At 62.3% G+C, this 24,596-nt stretch carries 19 protein-coding genes; 17 read left to right on the forward strand and 2 right to left on the reverse strand.

Annotated elements, in window-relative coordinates:
* Positions 1-65 precede the first annotated feature (65 nt).
* A complete protein-coding gene (locus AC1RDQ_RS09025) occupies positions 66-998 on the forward strand; it encodes a helix-turn-helix domain-containing protein (RefSeq protein ID WP_057714931.1) in 933 nt (310 codons plus the stop codon).
* Here the strand turns inward: AC1RDQ_RS09025 and AC1RDQ_RS09030 are convergent.
* Entirely contained in the window at positions 995-1,591 is a 597-nt protein-coding gene (locus AC1RDQ_RS09030) for a cupin domain-containing protein (protein WP_057714930.1), read from the reverse strand. The two genes, AC1RDQ_RS09025 and AC1RDQ_RS09030, sit on opposite strands and share 4 nt — an antisense overlap.
* 179 nt (positions 1,592-1,770) lie before the next feature.
* Positions 1,771-3,732, reverse strand: a complete 1,962-nt coding sequence (locus AC1RDQ_RS09035) for an oxidoreductase (protein ID WP_492586989.1) — start codon at positions 3,730-3,732, stop codon at positions 1,771-1,773.
* A 315-nt stretch (positions 3,733-4,047) separates the two neighbouring features.
* On the opposite strand from AC1RDQ_RS09035, the gene AC1RDQ_RS09040 reads away from it, so the two are divergent.
* The 16 genes from AC1RDQ_RS09040 to AC1RDQ_RS09115 all read left to right on the forward strand — a co-directional run bounded on the left by AC1RDQ_RS09040 (position 4,048) and on the right by AC1RDQ_RS09115 (position 24,593).
* Positions 4,048-5,097 carry an ABC transporter substrate-binding protein gene (locus tag AC1RDQ_RS09040; RefSeq protein ID WP_489340557.1) on the forward strand — a complete coding sequence of 350 codons (1,050 nt, stop codon included), beginning with the start codon at positions 4,048-4,050 and terminating at the stop codon, positions 5,095-5,097.
* 75 nt (positions 5,098-5,172) lie between these two features.
* Positions 5,173-5,961: a class II aldolase/adducin family protein gene (locus tag AC1RDQ_RS09045; protein WP_492586991.1), complete on the forward strand. Its 789-nt coding sequence runs from the start codon at positions 5,173-5,175 to the stop codon at positions 5,959-5,961.
* 245 nt (positions 5,962-6,206) lie between these two features.
* A complete protein-coding gene (locus tag AC1RDQ_RS09050; RefSeq protein WP_090455090.1) occupies positions 6,207-6,854 on the forward strand; it encodes a TetR family transcriptional regulator C-terminal domain-containing protein in 648 nt (215 codons plus the stop codon).
* A 92-nt stretch (positions 6,855-6,946) separates the two neighbouring features.
* Complete coding sequence (locus tag AC1RDQ_RS09055; protein ID WP_057714926.1) at positions 6,947-7,663, forward strand: response regulator; 717 nt, start codon at positions 6,947-6,949, stop codon at positions 7,661-7,663.
* 5 nt (positions 7,664-7,668) lie between these two features.
* Entirely contained in the window at positions 7,669-8,442 is a 774-nt protein-coding gene (locus tag AC1RDQ_RS09060) for a substrate-binding periplasmic protein (protein WP_492586993.1), read from the forward strand.
* Positions 8,439-10,694 carry an ATP-binding protein gene (locus tag AC1RDQ_RS09065; RefSeq protein ID WP_492586994.1) on the forward strand — a complete coding sequence of 752 codons (2,256 nt, stop codon included), beginning with the start codon at positions 8,439-8,441 and terminating at the stop codon, positions 10,692-10,694. The genes AC1RDQ_RS09060 and AC1RDQ_RS09065 overlap by 4 nt, the downstream gene beginning before the upstream one ends.
* Before the next feature lie 208 nt (positions 10,695-10,902).
* Positions 10,903-12,327: an amino acid permease gene (locus tag AC1RDQ_RS09070; protein WP_492586995.1), complete on the forward strand. Its 1,425-nt coding sequence runs from the start codon at positions 10,903-10,905 to the stop codon at positions 12,325-12,327.
* A 248-nt stretch (positions 12,328-12,575) separates the two neighbouring features.
* Positions 12,576-13,061, forward strand: coding sequence for a hypothetical protein (locus AC1RDQ_RS09075; protein WP_492586996.1), 486 nt, complete (start codon positions 12,576-12,578; stop codon positions 13,059-13,061).
* A gap of 384 nt (positions 13,062-13,445) precedes the next feature.
* Positions 13,446-14,237: an enoyl-CoA hydratase/isomerase family protein gene (locus tag AC1RDQ_RS09080; RefSeq protein ID WP_150813208.1), complete on the forward strand. Its 792-nt coding sequence runs from the start codon at positions 13,446-13,448 to the stop codon at positions 14,235-14,237.
* Between the two features lie 40 nt (positions 14,238-14,277).
* On the forward strand, positions 14,278-15,438 hold the full coding sequence (locus AC1RDQ_RS09085) for an acyl-CoA dehydrogenase family protein (protein WP_008021395.1): 1,161 nt from the start codon (positions 14,278-14,280) through the stop codon (positions 15,436-15,438).
* An 18-nt stretch (positions 15,439-15,456) separates the two neighbouring features.
* Positions 15,457-17,556, forward strand: coding sequence for an acetate--CoA ligase family protein (locus tag AC1RDQ_RS09090; protein ID WP_492586998.1), 2,100 nt, complete (start codon positions 15,457-15,459; stop codon positions 17,554-17,556).
* A 10-nt stretch (positions 17,557-17,566) separates the two neighbouring features.
* Positions 17,567-19,174 carry a 5-guanidino-2-oxopentanoate decarboxylase gene (locus AC1RDQ_RS09095; RefSeq protein ID WP_492586999.1) on the forward strand — a complete coding sequence of 536 codons (1,608 nt, stop codon included), beginning with the start codon at positions 17,567-17,569 and terminating at the stop codon, positions 19,172-19,174.
* A 24-nt stretch (positions 19,175-19,198) separates the two neighbouring features.
* Positions 19,199-20,389 carry a pyridoxal phosphate-dependent aminotransferase gene (locus tag AC1RDQ_RS09100; protein ID WP_090455099.1) on the forward strand — a complete coding sequence of 397 codons (1,191 nt, stop codon included), beginning with the start codon at positions 19,199-19,201 and terminating at the stop codon, positions 20,387-20,389.
* Positions 20,382-21,797 (forward strand): aldehyde dehydrogenase family protein, encoded by a 1,416-nt coding sequence (locus AC1RDQ_RS09105; RefSeq protein WP_102669581.1) that lies wholly within the window; start codon positions 20,382-20,384, stop codon positions 21,795-21,797. Before AC1RDQ_RS09100 ends, AC1RDQ_RS09105 begins: the two co-directional genes overlap by 8 nt.
* 99 nt (positions 21,798-21,896) lie before the next feature.
* Entirely contained in the window at positions 21,897-23,498 is a 1,602-nt protein-coding gene (locus AC1RDQ_RS09110) for an ABC transporter substrate-binding protein (RefSeq protein ID WP_492587001.1), read from the forward strand.
* Positions 23,499-23,633: 135 nt separating this feature from the next.
* Positions 23,634-24,593, forward strand: a complete 960-nt coding sequence (locus AC1RDQ_RS09115; RefSeq protein WP_492587003.1) for an ABC transporter permease — start codon at positions 23,634-23,636, stop codon at positions 24,591-24,593.
* Positions 24,594-24,596 lie beyond the last annotated feature (3 nt).

Here is a 24,596-nt window from a genome sequence, read left to right on the forward strand (position 1 = left end):
TTGCGGTTCCATCTATCCACTTTAAGCAGCACAAAACGCACCAAAAGAGTGCGTAAGGTCGCCCCATGACAGGTTCCAGTTCCCTCCAGGTCCAAGCGTTCAACACCGCCGATGTCGCCGAGCAAATCCGCGCCACGCCGGGCTGGGTGCAGCAATACCAGCAGATGTCGCCGGGGCACTTCGCGGGTAGGGTGCGTTATCTGGATCTGCAGGGCGTGGAGATTTACGAAGAGTCGATGAACACCCGGGTCGAGCAGAATTTCAGCGCGCCCCAGGGTTCGTTATCGTTCTGTTTCGATCGCGGTGACAACGCGCTGTACGTGTTGAATGGCGAAAGCCGCAACATCTGGATCACCCCGGAGAACTACCAGGAAATCGCCGTGGTGTTCGGGCCGGAGTTTGTAAAGCGCCACAGCCTGGACATCGCCAGGCTTGAAGGGTTGTTCATGGCACCGCTCAACGCCCAGCAGAACGCGCTGTTTTGCCGTTGGCTCAGCGGAACCTTGACGCGGCTGTCGCAGACCTTCGATCCACCGAGCCGCGAAGCGCTGACCCAGCAACTGCTGGAAGATTGCCTGTTCATCCTCGACAACGCGTGTGTCGGCCTCGACCAGGGCGCCTTACAGCGTCGGGCCGGGGAGCGCTCGATCATGAAACGGGTAGGGGAATGGGCCGCTGACACCCCGGAAGAACATCTCAATCTGCTGGAGCTGTCCCAAATCGCGGGGTTTTCACTGCGTCAGTTGCAGCATGCGTTCAAGACCTACACCGGCATGTCGCCGACCCAGTGGCTGCGCCTGCGCCGACTCAACAGCGCCCACCGCGAATTGCTGAGTCGCACGCCGACGCAAACCACCGTGGCTGAAGTGGCGATGCGTTGGTCGTTCTGGCATCTGGGGCGGTTTTCCAGCAGCTATCGTGCGCTGTTCAAGGAGTTGCCGAGCGACACCCTCAAGCGTGCGAGTGTCACGCCGTCCCCTGGTCGCGGCCGACGTTAGAACGTCGGCGGTGTAATCACCCAGATCACCACCGCATCGACATCGCCAGGGTTGCCATAGCGGTGCGGTTCCTGGCTGGAAAAGCTGAAGCTGTCGCCTTCATTGAGCTGGAAATGGCGCTCGCCCACCCACAACTCGAAACTCCCCGAGAGCAAGTAGCCGGCTTCTTCACCGTCGTGGCTGTAGCTTTGCTGGCTATAGGTGCCGGGCGGGAAACGCGAATGGAGCATTTCCAGTTGGCGGTTGGCTTGCGGTGTCAGCAACTGGTCGACGATGCCGTCTTCGTAATGCACGTTAAGGCGGCTGTTCTTGCGCACCACGATGCCATCGTCTTCGGGCGCGGTGACCGCTTCACTGGCGAAGAACCACTGGATGGTGACGCCGAGGCTGCGGGCAATGTTGAACAGCGCCGGAATCGACGGGTAGGCGAGGTTGCGTTCCAGCTGGCTGATGTAGCCGGCGGTGAGTTCGCTCTGTTGCGCCAGTTCCGTCAGGGTCATGCCCCGACGCTTGCGCAGGCCGCGAATGCGCGTGCCGAGAAAATGCGGTTCGGCGCTGCCGGGTGCGGGCTGTGTGGTGCTGCTGTTGCTCATGGTCAAATCCGAACCGGGAGGAGTGGCGCAAATCCCTTGTAGGAGCGAGCTTGCTCGCGATGGTCGCCAACGATAACGCTGGAAGCCTGACACCCAGCGGTGTTCTCGGGTTCATCGCGAGCAGAGCTCGCTCCTACAGGGTTGGTGTTAGCCGTCTAAGCCCCGGAGTATAAACAGCCTTAAAGCTCCCACGCGACTTTAAGGCCTTCATAAATTGCTTCTTCGGCGGTGCGCGGCGCCAGGCAGTCACCGATCCGGCGAAACTCCACCAGCCCTTGCAACTCCGCGCCCAGGGTATCGACCGGCTGATGCCCCTGGCACAGCACCAGCGTGTCGATGTTCTCCATCAGCATCGGTTCGCCACTGGCGGTGTGTTGCAGGTAAACCGTGTTGTCATCGCAGCCATACAACCGCGCATATGGCGTGATCGGCACGCCCAGTTTATGCAGCTCGCCGGCCAGTTGATCGCGCACGTACAGCGGCAGGTTTTCCCCGCAATGGGTGCCGTTGACCGCCAGTTGTACCTGGTGCCCGGCGCGAACCAGGCGTTCGGCGATGCCGGGGCCGATCCAGTCGCAGCGCCAGTCGACCACCACCACCGAACGGCCGATCCGTACTTCATCGCGCAATACCTGCCAGGCGTCCACCACCTGCAACTCACCACCGCGCTCGAAGGGCGGCCAGTAGGGCTCGGCACCGGTAGCGACGATCACCATGTCCGGTTTTTCCTGCTCCACCAGTGCCCGGTCGACTCGGGTATTGCGCACTACGCGCACGCCGGCCAGTTCCATTTCCCGCTGCAGGTTGGTGCTGGCACCGCCGAATTCGCTGCGCCGTGGCAGCAATTGCGCGAGCAACACCTGACCGCCCAGTTGCGAATTGGCTTCGTACAACGTCACCTCATGCCCGCGCTGGGCCGCGACGGTGGCGGCTTTCATCCCGGCCGGGCCACCGCCGGCGATCATGATGCGTTTGCGCTGTGGCGCTTGTCGCCGTTCGCCGAAGATCAGTTCGCGTCCGGTTTCCGGGTGCTGGATACAGGAAATCGGCAAGCCCTTGTGGAAGTGGCCGATGCACGCCTGATTGCAGGCAATGCACGCCCGCACGTCTTCGACGCGGCCGGTGTCGGTCTTGTTGGGCATTTGCGGATCGCAGATCAGTGCCCGGGTCATGCCGCACACATCGGCCTGGCCACGAGCCAGGATCAGCTCGGCTTCCTGGGGCTGGTTGATGCGCCCGGTGACGAACAACGGAATGTTCAAACTGGCCTTGAACGTCCCGGCTTCCTTGGCCAGGTAAGCGGCTTCGATCGCCATGGGCGGCACGATATGTACCGCGCCGCCAAGGGAAGCCGAGGTGCCGGCGACGATATGCACGTAATCGAGCTGCGCTTGCAGTGACTGCACGGCGGCCAGGGATTCGTCCTCGGTCAGGCCTTCCGGGTCGCGCTCGTCGGCGGAAATGCGCAGGCCGATGATGAACTGCGGGTCGGTCGCCGCGCGCACGGCGGCGATGACCTCGCGCAGAAAACGCAAACGCTGGTCCAGCTCACCGTTGTAGCCATCGGTACGCCGGTTGACCCGCGGATTGATGAACTGTGCCGGCAGGTAACCGTGGCTGGCCACGACCTCGACGCCATCAATGCCTGCCTGATGCAGGCGGCGGGCGGCAGCGGCATAACCGGCGACGATCTCGTCGATCATTGCCTGGTCCAGCGCGCGGGGCATCACCCGGAAACGTTCGTTGGGCACCGACGATGCGGAATAGGCCACCGCCAGCAGGCCATCGCTGGACTCCATGATCTCCCGCCCCGGATGGAACACCTGGGACAACACCAGGGTGCCGTGGGCATGGCAGGTTTGCGCCAGTTTGCGGTAGCCCTCGATGCACGCATCGTCGGTGGCCATCAGCACGTGGGAGGTGTAGCGCGCACTGTCATGCACGCCGGCCACTTGCAGCACGATCAGCCCGGCTCCGCCTTCGGCCCGCGCCCGGTGATAGGCGATCAATTGTTCATTGACCAGGTTGTCGGTGGGCATCGACGTGTCGTGACCGCTGGACATGATGCGGTTCTTCAGGCGCTTGCCACGGATCTCCAGGGGTTCGAACAGGTGCGCGAAGGCGGGTGCAGAGGTCGTCATGTGGCGGGTACTCCTGGCAGGCTACCTCTGTAGGAGCGAGCTTGCTCGCGATGGACGTTAACGATAACGCGTGTTGTCTGGATGAACGCGTCGCCCTCAGGTCCATCGCGAGCAAGCTCGCTCCTACAGAGGCATAAGGTTTTCGGTGTTGTTATTTTTATCTATAGAAATTTACCTTTAGTAAAAAATCAACTTGTTTTTTTACTATGCCTTGCAGTAGTTTCGTCTCGAGCCCGCTCCAGGGCCAAACCTCACAACAATAAAAAAGGGCTGCGCGGGCCTTGGGTCCCGTGGCACCTGCAAGAGGAACCACTGATGAAATCGCACACGCTCAAGCACGGTTTTTATCCCTTGGTGTTGTCCGTGGCCATGGGCCTGGGCAGCGCTCAGGCAGCATCGGACATGGTGGTGGTCGGATACGGCGGAGCCGGACAAAAAGCCCAGGACGTGGCGTTCTTTCAACCCTTCGCCGCCGTGGATCAAAGCAAAGTGATCCAGAGCGAATACAACGGCGAAATGGCCAAAATCAAAGTGATGGTCGATACCGGCAACGTCGACTGGGACGTAGTGCAGATCGAAGGCCCGGACCTGATGCGCGGTTGCGAGGAAGGCATGTACGAGCGCCTGGACTGGACCCGTCTGGGCCATGCCGACCAGTTGATCCCCGAAGCGGCACAGGAATGCGGCTCCGCTGCGCTGGTGTGGAGCGTGGCCATTGCCTACGACACCGACAAACTGGCCCAGCCCCCGACCTCGTGGGCAGACTTTTGGGACGTGAAGAAAACCCCCGGCAAGCGTGGGCTGCGTAAACGCGCGGTGTACAACCTGGAATTCGCCTTGCTGGCGGACGGGGTCAAGACCGAAGACGTCTACAAGGTACTCAGCACCCCGCAGGGTGTGGACCGGGCATTCGCCAAACTCACTGAACTCAAGCCTTACATCCAGTGGTGGGAGGCGGGCGCGCAACCGCCGCAATGGCTGACCGCCGGCGATGTGGTAATGACCTCGACCTACAGCGGGCGCATCGCCGACGCCGCGCAGAAAGGCAGCCACCTGGGTCTGGTCTGGCCCGGCAGCCTGTACGGCATGGATTACTGGGCGATCATCAAAGGGTCCAAACATGTGGATCAGGCCAAGCGATTCATTGCCTTCGCCAATCAACCGGACGCCCAGGTCAACTACGTGCAACAGATCCCCTACGGCCCGACCAACACCCAGGCCGCCGCACGGCTGGACGACAAACTGGCGCAATGGGTGCCCACCGCGCCGCAGAACCTCAAGGGCGCACTGTCGATGAACGTCGGTTTCTGGGTCGACCATGGCGAAGAACTCGAAGAGCGCTTCAACGCCTGGGCCAGCAAATAACTGCCGATGGCTGGACGTGTCCGAGCGTCCAGCCTTACTGTCTGCCCCAGCCGATCAGCCTGGAGAACCACAAGAATGAACAACATCGCCACCCACCTGGCACCCGAACGCAGCGCCACCGAGCAGCGCCTGCGTGAGGAACTGGCGGCCTGTTACCGCCTGGTTGCGCACTTTCGCATGACCGATTTGATCTTCACCCACATCTCGGTGCGCATTCCGGGGCCGGAGCATCACTTTCTGATCAACCCTTACGGGTTGATGTTCGATGAAATCACCGCGTCCAATCTGGTGAAGATCGACCTTGATGGCCATGCTGTGGAACCGTCGCCGTATCCGGTCAATCCGGCTGGCTTCGTGATCCACAGCGCTATTCATGGCGCCCGCGAAGACGCGCAATGCGTGCTGCACACCCACACCAAATCCGGTTGCGCGGTGGCGGCGTTGAAGTGCGGGCTGTTGCCGGTGAACCAGATTTCCATGGAGTTCTATGGCCGGGTCGCCTACCACGACTATGAAGGCGTGGCGCTGGATTTGAGCGAGCAAAAAAGGCTGGTCGCGGACCTGGGCGACAAATCGGTACTGATGCTGCGCAACCATGGTTTGCTGACTGTTGGCGAAACCGTGAGCCAGGCATTCCTGCGCATGTATTACCTGGAAAAGGCCTGTGAAATCCAGTTGGCCGCCCAGGCCGCCGGTGAAGTTGTACTGCCGTCTGACGAGGTCTGCGCGCATACCGAGCGGCAGTTCAATGATCCGGGGCGGCCGTTGGAGGAGGGTCAGCTGGCTGATCCGGATGCCATGCAACTGGCCTGGGCTGCGTTGTTGAGAATGCTGGATCGAGTGGCGCCGGGTTACCGCGACTGATCCAGATCCTGTGTTGTATGGACTGACGCCATCGCGAGCAAGCTCGCTCCCACAGGGTGAGTGGGCGTACGCAAGATCTGCGAACAACCCAGACCACTGTGGGAGCGAGCTTGCTCGCGATGGGCGCACCACGGTCCCCCTGGCTTACACCCGACTAGAGAAACTGCCCGCTCTTGCTGTACATTCGTTCAGCCCGCCGCTAACCCGCGCGGGCCTAAACGATTGAACCAAGGAGCGTGTCGCCCATGAATCAGGAAGCCCGTTTTTCCCGCATGGAACCGGAGTTGCGTAAAGCCAACCTGATCGAGGCGACGCTGGTGTGCCTCAAGCGTCATGGCTTCCAGGGCGCGTCGATCCGCAAGATTTCCGCCGAGGCCGGGGTCTCGGTGGGGCTGATCAGCCATCACTATTCCGGCAAGGACGAACTGGTGGCCGAGGCTTACATGGCGATCACCGGGCGGGTCATGACCTTGCTGCGTGACGCCATGGAGCAAGCCGCGCCGAATGCCCGGGAACGCTTGTCGGCGTTTTTCCGCGGATCGTTCTCCGCCGAGCTGCTCGATCCGCAACTGATCGATGCGTGGCTGGCGTTCTGGGGCGCAGTGAAAACCGCCGAGGCCATCAACCAGGCCCACGATCATTCCTATGGCGAGTATCGCGGCATCCTGCGCAAGGTGCTGGCGGAACTGGCTCAGGAGGAGGGCTGGGAAAGCTTCGACGCCGACCTCGCCGCCATCAGCCTCAGCGCCTTGCTCGACGGCTTGTGGCTGGAGTCCGGGCTAAACCCCGGCACCTTCACCCCGGAGCAGGGCATCCAGATTTGCGAGGCCTGGGTCGATGGTTTGCAGGCCGGCGGACGACAGCGCTTCTGCGTGCAGACGAGCGACTGTTGATCAGTCGTTCAGCAATCGATACTCTCTGGCGCCGACGCAGGAAAACACTCTAATAAGAAACTGGCCCTCGGGCCTATGCCGGACACCAAGCGATGACTCCTCGGGTATTGATCGTCGATGACGATCCGCTGATTCGCGATCTGCTACACGCCTACCTGTCCCAGGAAGGTTACGACGTCCATTGCGCCGCCACGGCGGAACTGGCGGAAACCTTCCTCGCTAGCCAGACCGTCGACCTGGTGATGCTCGACATCCGTCTGCCGGGCAAGGACGGCCTGACCCTGACCCGCGAGTTGCGAGTACGTTCGGAGGTCGGGATCATCCTGATCACCGGGCGCAACGATGAAATCGACCGCATCGTCGGCCTCGAATGCGGCGCCGATGACTACGTGATCAAACCCCTCAATCCAAGGGAGCTGGTGTCCCGGGCGAAAAACCTGATTCGCCGGGTACGTCATGCGCAAACGCCAGCGCCCGCCATCGCGGCGGCCAAACCGGTCAAGCAGTTTGCCGACTGGGCGCTGGACACCGACCGCCGTCGCCTGATCGATCCGTCCGGCAGCGAAACCCTGCTGACCCACGGCGAATACCAGTTGCTCAGCGTGTTCCTGCGCAACAGCGGCCACACCCTCAGCCGCGATCAATTGATGGACCAGATCCGCAACCGCGAATGGGTGCCCAACGACCGCTCCATCGACGTGCTGGTCGGGCGCCTGCGCCGCAAGTTGCATGACGATCCGGCCGAACCCCAGTTGATCATCACCATTCACGGCGCCGGTTACCTGTTCACCGCCAGCGTGGCGGCCTGAAGCTGATGGCGCGATGGCTTTGCCTGCTGGCGATACTGGTGGCCGGCCATGCCGTCGCGGCGGACAAGGTTCGCTATTGCGATTACCCGGTGTACCCGCCGATCTCCTGGAGTGATGGCAAGCAGGTGCGTGGCCTGGCGCCCAGCGTGGTGAAGCACTTGCTCGGTCAACTGGGGTATGAAGTCGAGATGGTCGTGCTGGGCAACTGGAAACGCTGCCTGCTGGACGCCGCCGAAGGCCGGGTCGATGTGGTACTGGCCTACAGCACCGCGCAACGGGAGCAGAGCATGCTGTTCTCGACGGTGCCGGTATTGCGTGAAGAAGTGGCGTTGTTCGTCAACCGCCAGCATCCGGTGAAATTCGAACAACTGGACGACCTGGCCCGTTACCGCGGTGGCCTGTTGTTCGGTGAGAGCTACGGCGTGGAGTTCGATCGTATGGTCGCGCGCAACAACAATATCGAATGGGTTTCCGACAGCCACCAGAACTTCGGCAAGCTGATTCGCGGGCGCATCGACTTCATCACTCAGGAGCGGCGCACCGGCCAGCTGTACGTGGAAAACCTGCCCGGCGGCCAGGACATCGTCGCCTTGCCCAAGGCGTTGAACGTGGACTACCTGCGGGTTGCCGTGTCGCGGCGCTCGCCCTTGGCCACTCGCATGCCCGAGATCAATGCGCAGTTGCAGCGCATGGTCGATGCCGGTGACATCGAGCGCTGGCTCAACGAAAGCGAAGTGACCTACCGCGACATGATCAACCTGCCGGCGGATGCGCAATGATTCGCGCCCGTCCCGGTGGACTGTTGCGACGCCTGTTGCTGTTCATTCTGTTGTTCAGCCTGTGCTTCACCGTGCTGGCCAGCAGCGTGCAACTGTACATCGAGTATCGACGGGAAATGCGCGACATCGATTCGCGCATGGAACTGATCCGCGCCGGGTACCTGGCCAGCCTGGAACGTAGCCTCTGGGACTTGAACCAGGAGCAGTTGAATGTGCAGTTGCGCGGGTTGGTGGACTTCTCCGACGTCGCGCGGGTGCACTTGACCAGCGCCGACTTCGACCTGGTACAGGGCAATCCGGCCCCTGCGGGACCGCTGCGCATCGAGCGCTTTGCCCTGGACTATCAGCCGCCGTCCGGCCCTTTGCGCAACTTGGGTGAACTGGAAGTCAGCACCGATCTGGGAGCGGTGTACCAGCGTCTCTACGCCACCGGTTTGACCAGCCTGTTGTGGATGGCGGTGTTTCTCTGCGGTCTGGCCGTTGCCCTGTCGGGCTTGTTTTATCGACTGGTGACCCGACACCTGAAAGTCATGGCCGAGTTTGCCCGGCGTATCGCCGCCGGTGAATGGCAGGAACCCTTGCACCTGGACAAGCGCCGCGGCAGTGACGAAATCGACACCGTGGCCCATGCGCTGGACGACATGCGCCGGGCAATCCTGCGGGACATCGAGCGCCGGGAAACCGATCGGCTGGCCTTGCAGGACAACCGTGACGAATTGCTGAAAATGGTCGAGCGCCGTACCGCCAGCCTGATGCGCGCCAAGGACGAAGCGGAAGCGGCCAACCTTGCCAAGTCGCGGTTCCTGGCGACCATGAGCCACGAACTGCGCACACCCCTCAATGGCATTCTCGGCATGGCCGAATTGCTGCGCGGTGCTCGTCTGGATGCCCAGGACGGCAAACGCCTGGATGCCTTGCACAAGGCCGGCGAAGGCTTGCTGACAATCCTCAACGAAGTGCTGTATTTCGCCAAGCTGGAGGAGGGCGTCAGCCATCCCGAACCGGTGGATTTCTCGCTGCGCCAGTTGCTCGACGAGGTACTGACTCTGTTGGAACCGCGAGCGCTGAACAACGATACAATCCTCAGTTGCCGCGTCGATCAGCGGATTGCCGAGCATCACCACGGCGCCGAGCAGTTCCTGCGCCAAGTGCTGAGCAACCTGCTGGCCAACGCGATCAAGTTCACCGAAGGCGGCGAAGTCAGCGTCGAGGTGGCGCTGCTCAGCGAAACCGGAGAACCGTTGGGGCAACGGTTGCGGGTCTGTGTCACGGATGACGGCATCGGCATTGCCCCGCAGATGCAGGAAAAGATTTTCGAGCGCTTCACCCAGGCCAGCGAAGAAGTCGCGCAACGTTTTGGGGGCACGGGGTTGGGGTTGGCGATCTGCAAACACCTGGTGGAGCAGATGGGGGGCTGCATCGGCGTGGACAGTGAAGAGGGGCGCGGCAGTTGCTTCTGGTTCGAGTTGTCCTTGCAGCCGGCCAGCGGCGTAGCTGAGGCCCCGCCGGTTCGGGCGGCGGGGCCGGCACTGAACATCCTGGTGGTCGAAGACGTGGCGCTCAACCGCGAAGTGGTCAAGGGCTTGCTGCAACGGGACGGCCACCAGGTGTGGCTCGCCGAAGAAGCGGATCAGGCGCTGCAACACTGCGCGGCGCAGGTGTTCGACCTGATCCTGCTGGACGTGCATCTGCCGGGCATTAGTGGTGTCGAGCTATGCCGCCAGATCCGCCACAGCGACGGGTCGAACCGCCATACCCGCATTTTCGCCCTGACCGCCAGCGTGCAACCGGCACTGGTGCGCGGTTATCTGGAGGCCGGCATGGACGGTGTCCTGGCCAAGCCCCTGAAACTGGAAAACCTGCGCCAGGTGCTGGAAGGGCATGTGTCTGTGGCCGAATCGCTGCTCAGCGATGAGGCAATGGACTGGCCGCTGTTACAGACCCATCGCAGCCTGCTCGGTGCGCAAAAGGTCCAGGGTCTGCTGGCGGTTCTGCGCGACTCGATCCTGCAGCACCGCGACGCGCTGAATGAAGCCATGGCCGCCGATGACTGCACAGAGGTCGCGCAACTGGCTCACCGCCTGGCCGGTAGCTGCGATTCCCTGGGTTTTCGGGGCTTGGCCAGCACGTTAAGGGCGCTGGAGACCTTGGCGCTGGCAAACGATGAATCGGCGATCCGCCGCATGAGCCTCACGCTCGATGAGCAATTGCAGCACTCGCTCGATACCCTCAAAGGCCTGTTGCAGAGCTGACGTACAAGTTTGTTACGACTTTGTACAACTTCGATCTTTACGGTCAACGCGAACTTACATGGCTTTCCAATAATCGACGCAACCGCCGCAGCGCGGTCTTCGAAGCTTATTGGAGATAATAATAATGAATTGCCGTAAAGCTGATCCCTCCCTGCGCCGTGACGTCCTGTCGCGCGCTGCGCACCTCTCTGACTGCTGAGGTGCCGACATGAACGAAAACACTGATCGCAGCACTGATCACAAAGGCATCCAGCTGACCCGGGCCCTCAAGAGCCGGCACATCTTCATGCTGTCCCTGGGCGGCGTCATCGGCACCGGGTTGTTCATGGGCTCCGGAGTGACCATCAACCAGGGCGGCCCGGTGGGGGCGATCCTGGCTTACCTGGTCGCGGGTTTCCTGATGTATCTGGTGATGGTCTGCCTGGGTGAACTGTCGGTGCAGATGCCGGTGTCCGGTTCGTTCCAGACCCACGCCACAAAATACATCGGCCCGGCCACCGGGTTCATGATTGGCTGGGTGTACTGGATGAGCTGGGCCACCACCGTGGGTCTGGAATTCACCGCCGCCGGCATGCTGATGACCCGTTGGTTCCCGGAGGTGCCAATCTGGTACTGGTCGGCGCTGTTCGTGGTGGTGCTGTTCGGTATCAATGCCATGGCGACCCGCGCCTTTGGTGAAGCCGAATACTGGTTTTCGGGGATCAAGGTTGCGGCGATTCTCGGTTTCATCGTGGTCGGCGTGCTGGTGATCTTCGGCGTGATGCCCCTGAGCAGCGGCGCACCTGCGCCGATGGCGACCAACCTGATCGGCGATTCGTTGTTCCCCAACGGCCTGTCAGCCGTGTTCGCGGTGATGATGACCGTGGTCTACGCGTTCCAGGGTTGCGAGATCATGGGCGTGGCTGCCGGTGAAACCGACCAGCCGGAAAAAAGCATTCCCCGCGCCGTGCGCAATGTGGTGTTCCGCGTGCTGATCTTCTACGTGCTGGCGATCATCGTGCTGTCGGCCATCGTGCCGTGGCAGCAGGCCGGCCTGATGGAAAGCCCGTTCGTGCAGGTGTTCGACATGGTCGGCATTCCCTATGCGGCCGACCTGATGAACTTCGTGATCCTTACCGCGATCCTGTCGGTGGGCAACTCCGGCCTCTATGCCTCGACGCGCATCCTGTGGGCGATGTCGAAAACCGGCATGGCGCCCAAAAGCCTGTCGCCCTTGAGCAAGCGTGGCGTGCCATTGCGCGCCTTGAGCATCACCCTGTGCTTCGCACTGGTGTCGCTGATGACCAGCTTCGTCGCCGCCGACACCTTGTTCATGGTGCTGATGGCGGTGAGCGGCATGTCCGGCACCGTGACCTGGATTGTCATCGCGCTGGCGCAGTACAAGTTCCGCAAGGCGTATTTGCGTGACGGCGGCAAACTCAGCGACCTGAAATACCGCGCGCCGTGGTTCCCGGTGCTGCCGCTGATGTGCATCACATTGTGCTGCTCTCTGTTCGTGTTCCTGGCCCTGGATGAAACCCAGCGTCCGTCGCTGTATTGGGGCTTTGGATTCATTGCGCTGTGCTATGGCGCGTACTTCCTGATCCATCGCAAGCGTCAGGGGGTATTGGCGCCGAGCTTGCCGACTGCATAACACCTCCAGATAACCACTTCCCCCTGTGGGAGCGAGCTTGCTCGCGATGGCGGCATCAGGTCCAACATCACTGTTGACTGGTCTACCGCTATCGCGAGCAAGCTCGCTCCCACAGTTGTTTCAAGCGATTAGCCGCTGGTCGCGACTGTCAGATCTGACAGTAGATTGCATCGGAACTCCACAGCCTAATGATGCGGAATTCGTCGGTCTGCCGTGCGAGATTAAAATCAACCAGGAAGGAGCACCCAATGAACAGCAATCGGATCAGGAACGGTGACTTTACAACCGGAAACTTCGAGCATTGGACGGTGAGCGAAAATGACGGAACAGCGAAAGTCGTGAGGGATGGAAGTGGCTACAGAGCCAGAGTCACTCTGGGTAAAGGAAAGCCGGTATTGCACGAAACAGCGCGCTTCTCAATCAGGCGGCCGAAATTCAAGCTATTCCTTGAAGTTTCCGTGCCTGAACCCGGTGATGAAGACGCTACCACCAAGTTGTATTGCACGCTCTCCGGATTCGAGCCTTCCCAACCGATGCCAATCATATTGCTCATACCCTTCACGTTATCCGGAACCAGCACAGTATTTGAATACATCGGCGATATGCGATCTAGTGTCACTGAAGTGCAATTGTCTATTGCACTTGCGCCTGTATCTCAACCAACAGCGTTGGGACCGATCTACCTCAACAACGTGAAGTACACAGTGGATCTTTCGGATAAATCGGTCGGTTAAAACAATTCCATAGTCAGTTCCGACAACATCACCCTCAAACCCGGTTACATCTCCTGTGGGAGCGAGCTTGCTCGCGATTGCGGTAAGTCAGTCAACTGTGATGTTGAATTTGACGCCGTCATCGCGAGCAAGCTCGCTCCCACATTGGTTTGTGGTGGGCAAAAGATCTGCGACTGACGTCCTGTCGCCAGTTGTTCGAAGTTGTAACAGTACCAACGGCTCACGCTCGCCAATCAACAAATAACTCAATAAAAACAATAATTTAACTATTTATTGAGCTTGTTACAGCCCATTTCCCCGCCGATTGCCGCCTTACTGAACACTCGTTTAGTATGGCCTCAAGTCGCATCACCTCAGACCCATTACAATAATTCGAGGATTCCCATGACCACTCAATCGTCGCTGCTCAGTCAGGTCGAAGCAGGCGTTGCCTGGATCACCCTCAATCGCACTGCCCAGCGCAATGCGCTGGACATTCCGACGCTGAAAAACCTGCACGGCTTGCTCGACGGTTTCAACGCCGATCCAGCGGTGCGCGTGGTGGTGCTCACCGGTAGCGGCCGCAGCTTCTGCGCTGGCGCGGACCTTGATGAATGGGCCGATGCCGAAGCCCGGGGTGCGTTGGAAACCTACGGCTGGACCGAAACCGCCCACGCCCTGATGACCCGCCTGCACAGCCTGGAAAAACCGACCATCGCCGCCATCAACGGCACCGCCGTCGGCGCCGGGATGGACCTGACCCTGTGCTGCGACCTGCGCATCGCCGGGCAATCGGCACGCTTCAAGGCCGGCTACACCAGCATGGCGTACTCGCCGGACGCCGGCGCCAGTTGGCACTTGCCGCGCCTGATCGGCAGCGAACAGGCCAAGCGTCTGCTGTTCCTGGACGAATTGTGGGGCGCCGACCGTGCCCTCGACGCCGGTCTGGTCGGCGATGTCTGTGCCGACGATCAATTGCTGACGGTCACCAGCGAACTGGCCGCACGCCTGGCCGCTGGCCCGACCTTTGCCTTCGCCCAGACGAAGAAACTCATGCGTGAAGGCGCCGAACGCAGCCTGGCCGAACAACTGCAGGCCGAACTCGCCGCCGGCCTGCTCTGCGGTCGCAGCGAAGACGGCAACGAAGCCCTGCGTGCCGCCATGGAAAAACGCCCGGCACGCTTCATCGGTCGTTGATTCCTCTCCATCTCCCAGAACACGAACAACAGGTAGCACCATGAATTTCCAACTGACCCAAGAACAAGAAATGTTGGTGGACTCGGTACGCAGCTTCGTCGAGAAGGAACTGCTGCCCTATGAAGAGCAAGTCGACCGCGCCGACGAGGTTTCCCCGGAACTGGCAGCGCAGATTCGCGGCAAGGCCATCGCGGCAGGTTTCTACGCCTTCAACATGCCCGAAGAAGTGGGTGGTGGCGGTCTGGACTACCTGTCCCAGGCGCTGATCGAGCGAGAGCTGTCCAAGGTGTCCTGGGCGCTGCACGTGTTTGTCGCACGGCCGTCGAAAATCCTCATGGCTTGCAAGGGCGAGCAGATCAACGACTACCTGTTGCCGTGCATCCAGGGCGAAAAAATCGACTGCTTCGCCTTGACCGAGCCGGGTGCCGGCTCCGACGCCAATGCGATCAAGACCCGCGCCGTGCGTGAAGGCGACGACTTCATTCTCAACGGCAGCAAGCACTTCATCAGCCACGCCGGCCATGCCGATTTCGCCATCGTCTTCGCCGTGACCGACACCTACGAGCACAACGGCAAGAAGCGCAACGCCGTGACTTCGTTCCTGGTCGACCGCAACACTCCGGGCATGACCATCCGCCGTGGGCCGAAGTGCGTGAGCAACCGCGGCTATCACACCTTCGAAATGTTCTTCGACGATTGCCGCGTACCGGCCAGCAAAGTGCTGGGCGAAGTCGGCAAGGGTTGGGACGTGGCCAACGCCTGGCTGACCGCCGGGCGCGTGATGGTCGCGGCCAACTGTGTCGGTCAGGCCCAGCGCGCACTGGACGTGTCCTTGCAATGGGCGGCGGACCGCAAGCAATTCGGCCAGCCGATCGGCACCTATCAAGGCGTGTCTTTCAAGCTGGCGGACATGGCCACGCAAATCCGCGCCGCGGAACTGCTGACCCTGCACACCGCCTGGAAAATGGACCAGGGCACCATGACCGATGGCGAGGCCGGCATGGCCAAGCTGTTCGCCAGTGAAGTGCTCGGCCGTACCGCCGACGAAGCGGTGCAGATCTTCGGCGGCATGGGCCTGATGGACGAAGGTCCGGTGGAGCGCATCTGGCGTAACGCGCGGATCGAACGGATCTGGGAAGGCACTTCGGAAATCCAGCGCCACATCATTTCCCGCGAGCTGCTGCGGCCGCTGCTGCGCTGATCGGCCCGGAGAACTCCCATGTCCCAAACCATTCGTGACAACCTCAAACGCATGCTCGCGCCGCAACACGTGGCGTTCGTCGGCGGCCGCAGCATGGCCCGCGCCCTCAAGCGCTGTGCCGAAGGCGGCTACCAAGGGCAAATGTGGCTGGTCAATCCGCAGCACGACAGCCTCGAAGGCGTTCCTTGCGTGCGCAGCGTTGCCGAGCTGCCTTGCGGCCCGGACGCGGTATTTATTGCGACCAACCGTGAGTTGACCCTGACTTGCGTGGCCGAACTGGCCGCCATCGGCGCAGGCGGCGCGATCTGCTACGCCTCCGGCTTCGCCGAGACCGGTGCCGAAGGCCAGGCCCTGCAACAGCAACTGCTCAAGGCCGCTGGCGACATGGCCTTGCTCGGCCCCAACTGCTACGGCCTGCTCGACTACCTGCACAGCTCCGCTCTGTGGCCGGTGGCCCACGGCGGCAAGGCAGTCGAGAAGGGCGTGGCGGTGCTGACCCAGAGCGGCAACTTCGCCTACAACCTGTCCATGAGCGACCGCTCGCTGCCGGTGGCCTACATGGCCTCGGTGGGCAATCAGGCGCAACTGGGCGTGGCTGAACTGATGGACGTGTTGCTCGACGAACCTCGGGTCACCGCCATCGGCCTGCATCTGGAAGGCCTGAAGAATGTGCCGGGTTTTGCCCGCGCTGCGCACAAGGCGCTGGAGAAGGGCATTCCGATCATCGCCCTGAAAACCGGCGTGTCGCAGATCGGTGCCGAACTGGCCTTGAGTCACACCAGTTCGCTGTCCGGCTCCGATGCGCTGTATGACGCGCTGTTCGACCGTCTCGGGGTGATTCGCGTCAGCGGCCCGGTGAGTTTTGTCGAAACCCTTAAAGCCGCGGCCTGCGGCAATCTGCCGGCGGGCAACAGCCTGATTGCGCTGGCCTGTTCCGGTGGCGACGCCGGGCTGATTGCCGACTACGCCGAACGCAACGGCCTGGGCCTGCCGAAACTCGATCAAGGGCAGGTCGGCGAACTCGCGCAAGTGCTGCCGACCTATGCCAACCTGGTCAACCCGCTGGATTTCACCACGGCGATCTGGGGCGACGGCGAAGCCTTGAACCGTATGCTCGACAGCGCGCTGCGCACCGAAGCCGACGCGGCGATGCTGGTGCTCGACTATCCGTCGGAGTTCACCGGCGAGCGCAAGGAATGCGACCTGCTGCTGGAGTTGTACTGCGCGGCACTGCAACGTCACGGCAAGACCGGCTTTGTCACCTCGGCCTTCCCTGAATTGCTGCCGGCCCATGCCCGTGAACGTCTGCACGCCCAAGGCGTCGCAGCCTTGCAGGGCGTTGAAGACGGGTTGGCCGCGTGGGGCCGCATCGCCGGTTATCAGCGCAATCGCCATGCCTTGCTGGCGCTGGGGGAATCGGCGCTGGTGCCGTTGTGCCCGCAGGCGCTGGAAGGCGAGGGACGCTTGCTCAATGAATGGGATTCCAAACAGGCGTTAAAAGCCTTTGGCCTGCCGACGCCCAACGGCAAATTGAGCACGCCGGACAAGGCGCTGAGGGACGCAGAAACCCTGGGTTATCCGCTGGTACTCAAAGCGGTCAGCGCTCAACTGCCACACAAGACCGAGGCCGGTGCCGTGGCGCTGAACCTCAAGGATGGCGCGGCATTGAGCGCTGCCCTGGAGAAGATGCGCACCAGCATTGCCGCTTACGCCCCGGGCGTCGTGTTCGATCAGCTGTTGCTCGAACCCATGGCCAAGCCGCCACTGGCTGAGCTGATTGTCGGCATCAAGCGCGAAAACGATTTCGGCCTCGCCCTGGTGATCGGTGCCGGCGGCATTCTGGTGGAGTTGCTCAAGGACAGTCGCAGTCTGTTGCTGCCGACCACCGACGGCGCGATCCGCAATGCCTTGCTCAGTCTGCGCAGCGCACCGCTACTGCAAGGTTTCCGTGGTCGTGAGTCCGCAGATCTCGACGCCCTGGTGGCCGCGATCCGCGCCGTGGCCGATTACGCCTGCGAAAACGCCGCGCAGTTGCTGGAACTCGATGTGAACCCATTGTTGGTCAGTGCCCAAGGCACGACTGCGGTCGATGCGTTGATTCGCTTCGGCCACGAGTGAGGACATGAACATGCAAAGCAAAACATTGACCGGTGGCCAGGCCCTGGTGCGCCTGTTGGCCAACTACGGCGTCGATACCGTGTTCGGCATTCCCGGCGTACACACCCTGGAGCTGTATCGCGGCTTGCCCGGCAGCGGCATCCGTCATGTGCTGACTCGTCATGAGCAGGGCGCCAGTTTCATGGCCGACGGCTACGCCCGGGTCAGTGGCAAACCCGGCGTGTGCTTCGTCATCACCGGCCCCGGCGTGACCAACGCCGCCACCGGCATCGGCCAGGCCTACGCCGACTCGATTCCGATGCTGGTGATTTCCAGCGTCAACCATAGCGCCAGCCTGGGCAAGGGCTGGGGCAGCCTGCACGAGTGCCAGGACCAGCGCGCAATGACCGCGCCGATCACTGCGTTCTCGGCCGTGGCACTGACTGCCGAAGACCTGCCGGAACTGATCGCCCGTGCCTACGCGGTGTTCGACAGCGAGCGCCCGCGCCCGGTGCACATCTCGGTGCCGCTGGACGTGTTGTCGGCGCCGATTGCCCGTGACTGGAGCAATGAGGTAGTGCGTCGTCCGGGGCGTGGCCCGGCGTCGACCACCGCAATTGATCAAGCCGTGGCCAAACTCAAGGCTGCCAAGCGGCCGATGATCATCGCCGGTGGTGGCGCCCTCAATGCCACCTCTGAACTGCAAGAAATCAGCACCCGACTGGCCGCGCCACTGTTCACCAGCGTCGCCGGTAAAGGCCTGCTGCCGCCGGACGCGCCGCTCAACGCCGGCTCATCCCTGTGTGTGGAGCCGGGCTGGAACCTGATCGCCGAGGCTGACGTGGTGCTGGCGGTCGGCACCGAAATGGCCGACACCGACTTCTGGCGCGAACGCCTGCCACTCAATGGCGAACTGCTGCGCGTCGACATCGACCCACGCAAATTCAACGACTTCTACCCCTGCGCGGTGGCGTTGCATGGCGATGCGCAACAAACCCTCAGTGGCTTGCTTGAGCGCCTGCCAACCGACGTGCGCGAGGCCAGCGCTGCGATTGCCTCGGTCGCCGCACTGCGTGAAGCGGTCAAGGCCAGCCATGGCCCGTTGCAGTCGATCCATCAGGCGATTCTGGATCGCATTGCGGCGGAGCTGCCGGAAAACGCTTTCATCAGCACCGACATGACCCAACTGGCCTACACCGGCAACTATGCCTTCGACAGCCTCGCCATTCGCAGTTGGTTGCACCCGACCGGCTACGGCACCTTGGGATATGGCCTGCCGGCCGGGATCGGCGCCAAATTCGGTGCGCCGCAGCGGCCTGGGCTGGTGCTGGTGGGCGACGGTGGTTTCCTCTACACCGCCCAGGAGCTGGCCACCGCCGTGGAAGAACTGGACAGCCCGCTGGTGGTGCTGCTGTGGAACAACGATGCGCTGGGGCAGATCCGCGACGACATGCTCGGCCTGGACATCGAGCCCATCGGCGTCTTGCCACGCAACCCGGATTTCGCCGCCCTTGCGCGTGCCTTCGGCTGCACCGTGACCCAGCCGCAAAGCCTCGCCGAGTTGCAGACCGACTTGCGCCATGGCTTCAAGCGCAACGGCGTGACCCTGATCGAACTCAAGCATGCCTGTGCGCATTGATCTGTATTTTAAGGGGATGAAGCCATGCGCTTTTCCGATCTGACTCAACGTATCGCCGGTGACGGCGCCGCCGCGTGGGACATTCACTACCGCGCCCTGGCACTGCGCGAGCAAGGTGAAGACATTCTGCTGTTGTCCGTGGGCGATCCGGATTTCGACACGCCACAGCCCATCGTGCAGGGTGCGATCGACAGCCTGCTAAACGGCAACACGCACTATGCCGAGGTGCGCGGCAAGCGTGCCCTGCGCGAGGCCATTGCCAGGCGTCATCAACAACGCAGCGGCCAAAGCGTTTCGGCCGATCAGGTCACCGTACTGGCCGGGGCGCAATGTGCGCTGTTCAGCGTGGCCCAATGCGTACTCAATCCGGGTGACGAAGTGATCGTCGCCGAGCCCATGTACGTCACCTACGAAGCGGTATTCGGTGCTTGCGGTGCCGTGGTGGTGCCGGTGCCCGTACGCTCGGAAAACGGCTTTCGCGTGTTGCCCGAAGATGTCGCCGCGCGCATCACGCCACGCACCCGGGCACTGGCACTGAACAGCCCGCACAACCCGTCCGGCGCCAGTTTGCCGCGCAGTACATGGACGGCTTTGGCTGAATTGTGCATCGCCCACGACCTGTGGCTGATTTCCGATGAGGTCTACAGCGAACTGCTGTTCGAAGGCGAACACGTCAGCCCGGCGAGTCTGCCGGGCATGGCCGAGCGCACCGCGACCCTCAACAGCCTGTCGAAATCCCACGCCATGACCGGTTGGCGCGTCGGCTGGGTGGTGGCGCCGCCATCTTTGGCCGCGCACCTGGAAAACCTCGCGTTGTGCATGCTCTACGGCTCGCCGGATTTCATTCAGGACGCCGCCGTGGTGGCCCTGGAAAGCAACCTGCCGGAACTCGAAGCCATGCGCGAAGCCTATCGCCAGCGTCGCGATCTGGTGTGCGACAGCCTGGCCGATTGCCCCGGCGTGCGGGCGTTGAAACCCGATGGCGGAATGTTCGTGATGCTCGATATCCGTCAGACCGGGCTCAGCGCCCAGGCGTTTGCCGACCGTCTGCTGGATCGCCACGGCGTGTCGGTCCTGGCGGGCGAGGCCTTTGGTCCGAGCGCGGCGGGGCACATTCGCCTCGGTCTGGTGGTCGGTGCCGAACCGCTGCGCGATGCCTGCCAGCGCATTGCCCGTTGTGCCCAGGAATTGATGGAGGCCCAGGTTCATGCTTAATCACAAGACACTGTTCATTGATGGCCGCTGGCAAACCCCGTCGGGGCGGGGCATCGCCGAGGTGATCAACCCGGCCACCGAGGAAGTCTGCGGCAGCGTTCCGCTGGGTGATGAACTCGATGTTGAAAACGCCGTGGCGTCGGCTCGCCGGGCCTTCGCTTCATGGTCGCGCACGCCGTCCAGCGTGCGTGCCGGTTATATCCGTGCACTGGCCGATCAACTGCGCAATCGTGCCGATGAGATGGCCGCGGTCATCACAACGGAACTGGGCATGCCGGTGCAATGGTGCCGCTCGGTGCAGGTCGACGGGCCGATCACTGGCCTTGAGCAGTACGTCGAACTGGCGCATCTCATGGACGAGGTGCGCGAAGTTGGCAACTCGCTGGTGATCCGCGAGGCCGTGGGTGTCTGCGCGTTCATCAATCCGTGGAATTACCCGCTGCACCAGTTGATCGGCAAACTCGCCCCGGCACTGGCCGCCGGTTGCACGGTGGTGGTCAAGCCGAGTCAGGAAACCCCGCTGCATGCCTTCCTGCTGGCGCAGATGATCGAGGACATCGGCCTGCCTGCCGGGGTGTTCAACCTGGTCAGCGGTCCGGGCTCGAAAGTCGGCGAAGCGCTGGCCAAACACCCGGACGTGGACATGGTGTCGTTTACCGGCTCCACCGGTGCCGGGGTGCGGGTTGCGCAAGCGGCTGCACCTTCAGTCAAGCGCGTGTGCCTGGAACTGGGCGGCAAGTCGCCGTTGTTGATCGCCGAGGATGCCGACCTGGCAGCGGCGGTGCGCTACGGCGTGCAGGACGTGATGATCAACTCCGGCCAGACCTGCACCGCGCTGACCCGCATGCTGCTGCCGGCCAGCCGCTACGCGGAGGCCGTCGAACTGGCGCTGGCGGAAACGTTGAGTCTGCGCATGGGCGATCCCCTCGACCCGCAAAGCTTCCTCGGCCCGATGTGTTCGGCCGGGCAAAAACGCACCGTGCTCGATTACATCAAGGTCGGCCAACAGGAAGGCGCACGACTGCTGTGCGGCGGTGACACGCCATCGACGTTCGAGCGCGGCTTCTATGTCAGCCCGACACTGTTCGCCGATGTCGACAACCGCATGCGCATTGCCCAGGAAGAAATCTTCGGCCCGGTGCTGTGCCTGATTCCCTACGCCGATGAGGCGCAAGCGATCCAGATCGCCAACGACTCGCCGTTCGGCCTGTCCAGCGGCGTCTGGGCCGGCAGTGCCGAGCGCGCCTTGCAACTGGGGCGTCAGCTACGCGCCGGTCAGTGCTTCCTCAACGGTGCCGCATTCAATTATCAGGCGCCGTTCGGTGGCTACAAACAGTCGGGTAACGGTCGCGAATGGGGTGAGGAGGGGCTGAACGAGTTCGTCGAAGTGAAGGCGATCCAGGTGTGACGGTTGGCGATTCAAACGTTGTATGCACCGGGCCATGGCCCGGTGTTTTGCGTGGTTTTGAACCGGTAATTCATTAGCTTTTTGATCAGGGGCAATGCAATGAGCGATAACAAAAACAAGATTACTCAAGCGAACCATGAATTCAGTTTTCCGCGTAGAGACTTCCTCAAGTACAGCGCCGCTGCCGCAGCGGTGGCCGGGGCGTTCTCCATGGGCCTGCCGTTTGGCGCCTTTGCCGGGGAGGCCACGCCAAAACCCGGCGGTGTTCTGCGTCTGGGCCTGGCCGGTGGCAGCACCACGGACTCCAAGGATCCGGGCTCCTGGGCGGACACCTTCACCTTCGTCGGCTTCTCGGCGGTCTATAACACCCTGACCGAAATTGCCGTCGACGGCACGGCCATCCCCGAGCTGGCAGAAAGCTGGACCTCGACCCAGGACGCGCGCATCTGGACCTTCAAAATCCGTCAGGGCGTGACCTTCCACAACGGCAAGACCCTGACCGCCGATGACGTGGTCGCTTCGATCCAGCACCACCTCGGCGAGAAATCCACCTCGGCGGCCAAGACCGTGCTGGGTGACGTGGCCAAGGTCAGCGCCAACGGCAGCGACAGCGTGGTGTTCGAACTGCACTCGGGCAACGCCGACTTCTCGTATGTGGTCGCCGATTACCACCTGGCGATCATGCCGAGCAAGGATGGCGCGGCGGACTGGCAGGCCGGCGCCGGCACCGGTGGCTATCGCCTCAAGGACTTCGAGCCGGGCGTGCGCATGACCCTGGAACGCAGCCCCGATTACTGGAAACCGGGCCGGGCACACTTCGCCAGTGCCGAATTGATCGCCATCGCCGACGGCGCGGCGCGGGTCAACGCGCTGGTCACCGGGCAAGTGGATGTGATCAACAAGGTCGACCTGAAAACCGTCGCGCTGCTCAAGCGCAACCCGAACCTGGTCATCGAAGAAACCAAGGGCGCCCAGCACTACACCTTCCCGATGCTCACCGACAGCCAGGTGTTCCAGAACAACGACGTGCGCCTGGCGATGAAGCACGCGATCAACCGCGAAACCCTGCTGGCCTCGGTGCTGCACGGCTATGGCCTGGTGGGCAACGACCATCCGATCCAGCCCGGCAGCCGCTTCATCAACACCGCGCTGGAGCAACGCACCTACGACCCGGACAAGTCGCGCTTCTACCTGAAAAAGGCCGGTCTGGATTCGCTCAAGGTTCGCCTGCAAGCCTCTGACGCTGCCTATACCGGCGCCGTGGATGCTTCGGTGCTGTTCAAGGAACAGGCTCGCGCCGCCGGGATCGACATCGACGTGGTGCGCGAACCGGCGGACGGCTTCTTCTCCAACGTATGGATGAAGCAACCGTTCACCACTTCGTTCTGGTACAGCAGCCTGACCGCCGACCGCATGTTCAGCATCGGTTACGCCAAGGGCGCGGCGTGGAACGAAACCCACTGGGACAACCCGCGCTTCAATCAACTGCTCAACGCCGCTCGCGGCGAAATGAACGACCCGCTGCGCCGCGAGATGTACAACGAAATGCAGGCGCTGTGCCGGGACGAGGGCGGGGCGATCGTGCCGTTGTTCGCCAGTTCCGTGGCGGCGCGTTCCAACCGTGTGGTTCACGGCGGGCAGACCGCGCCCTATGGCGAGCTGGATGGCCTGCGGGTGATCGAGCGGTGGTGGCAGGCGTAGGCACTGTAGGAGCGAGCTTGCTCGCGATGGAGGCCAACGGTAATGCGGGAAACCTGATTCACCTCGGTGTCTTCGGGTTTTTCGCGAGCAAGCTCGCTCCTACAGGGGCTGCTATCTGTATTGAGGAACTGCACGATGAGAAGTATTTTCAAGCTGTTGGGGCAGCGTCTGGCGCTAGGCCTGCTCTCGCTGTTCGCCGTCTCAGTGATCATTTTCCTGGCCGTCGGCATGCTCCCGGGCGATATCGCCCAGGCCATGCTGGGCCAGTCGGCCACCCCGGAAACCGTGGCCGCCTACCGCGCGCAACTGGGGCTGGACCTGCCGCCATTGTCCCGCTTTGGCCATTGGATCTGGCGGTTGCTGCACGGTGATCTCGGTGTGTCGCTGGCCAACCAGCGGCCGATCGCCGAACTGGTGGGTACGCGTTTGGGCAACACCTTCAGCCTCGCATTGCTGGCAGCGCTGGTGTCGGTGCCGCTGGCTTTGCTGCTGGGGATGCTCGCGGCGTTGTACCGCAACAGCTGGTTCGACCGTTTGCTCAACACCTCGGCGCTGAGCGCGGTGTCGTTCCCCGAGTTTTTCGTCGCCTACATCCTGATCCTGGTGTTCGCGGTGAAGCTCAACTGGTTCCCGAGCATTTCCAACCTCGCACCGGACGCCTCATTGGGCACGGTACTGGAGCGTTCGGTGTTGCCGGTGGCGACCCTGAGTCTGGTGGTCATCGCGCAGATGATGCGCATGACCCGCGCATCCTTGATCAACCTGCTGGCCAGCCCCTACATCGAAATGGCCCGGCTCAAGGGCATCAGCCAGTCGCGGATCATCTTCCGTCACGCCTTGCCCAATGCCCTGGCCCCCATCGTCAACGTAGTGGCGCTGAACCTCGCGTACCTGGTGGTCGGCGTGGTGGTGGTCGAGGTGGTGTTTGTCTATCCGGGGCTCGGCCAGTTGCTGGTGGACTCCGTGGCCAAGCGTGACATCCCGGTGGTGCAGGCCTGCAGCCTGATCTTCGCCGCGACCTACATCCTGCTCAACACCAGTGCCGATGTGCTGTCGATTGCCAGCAACCCACGCCTGATGCATCCGAAGGGGTAGACC

Source organism: Pseudomonas sp. GW823-FHT02E01, assembly GCF_058797535.1.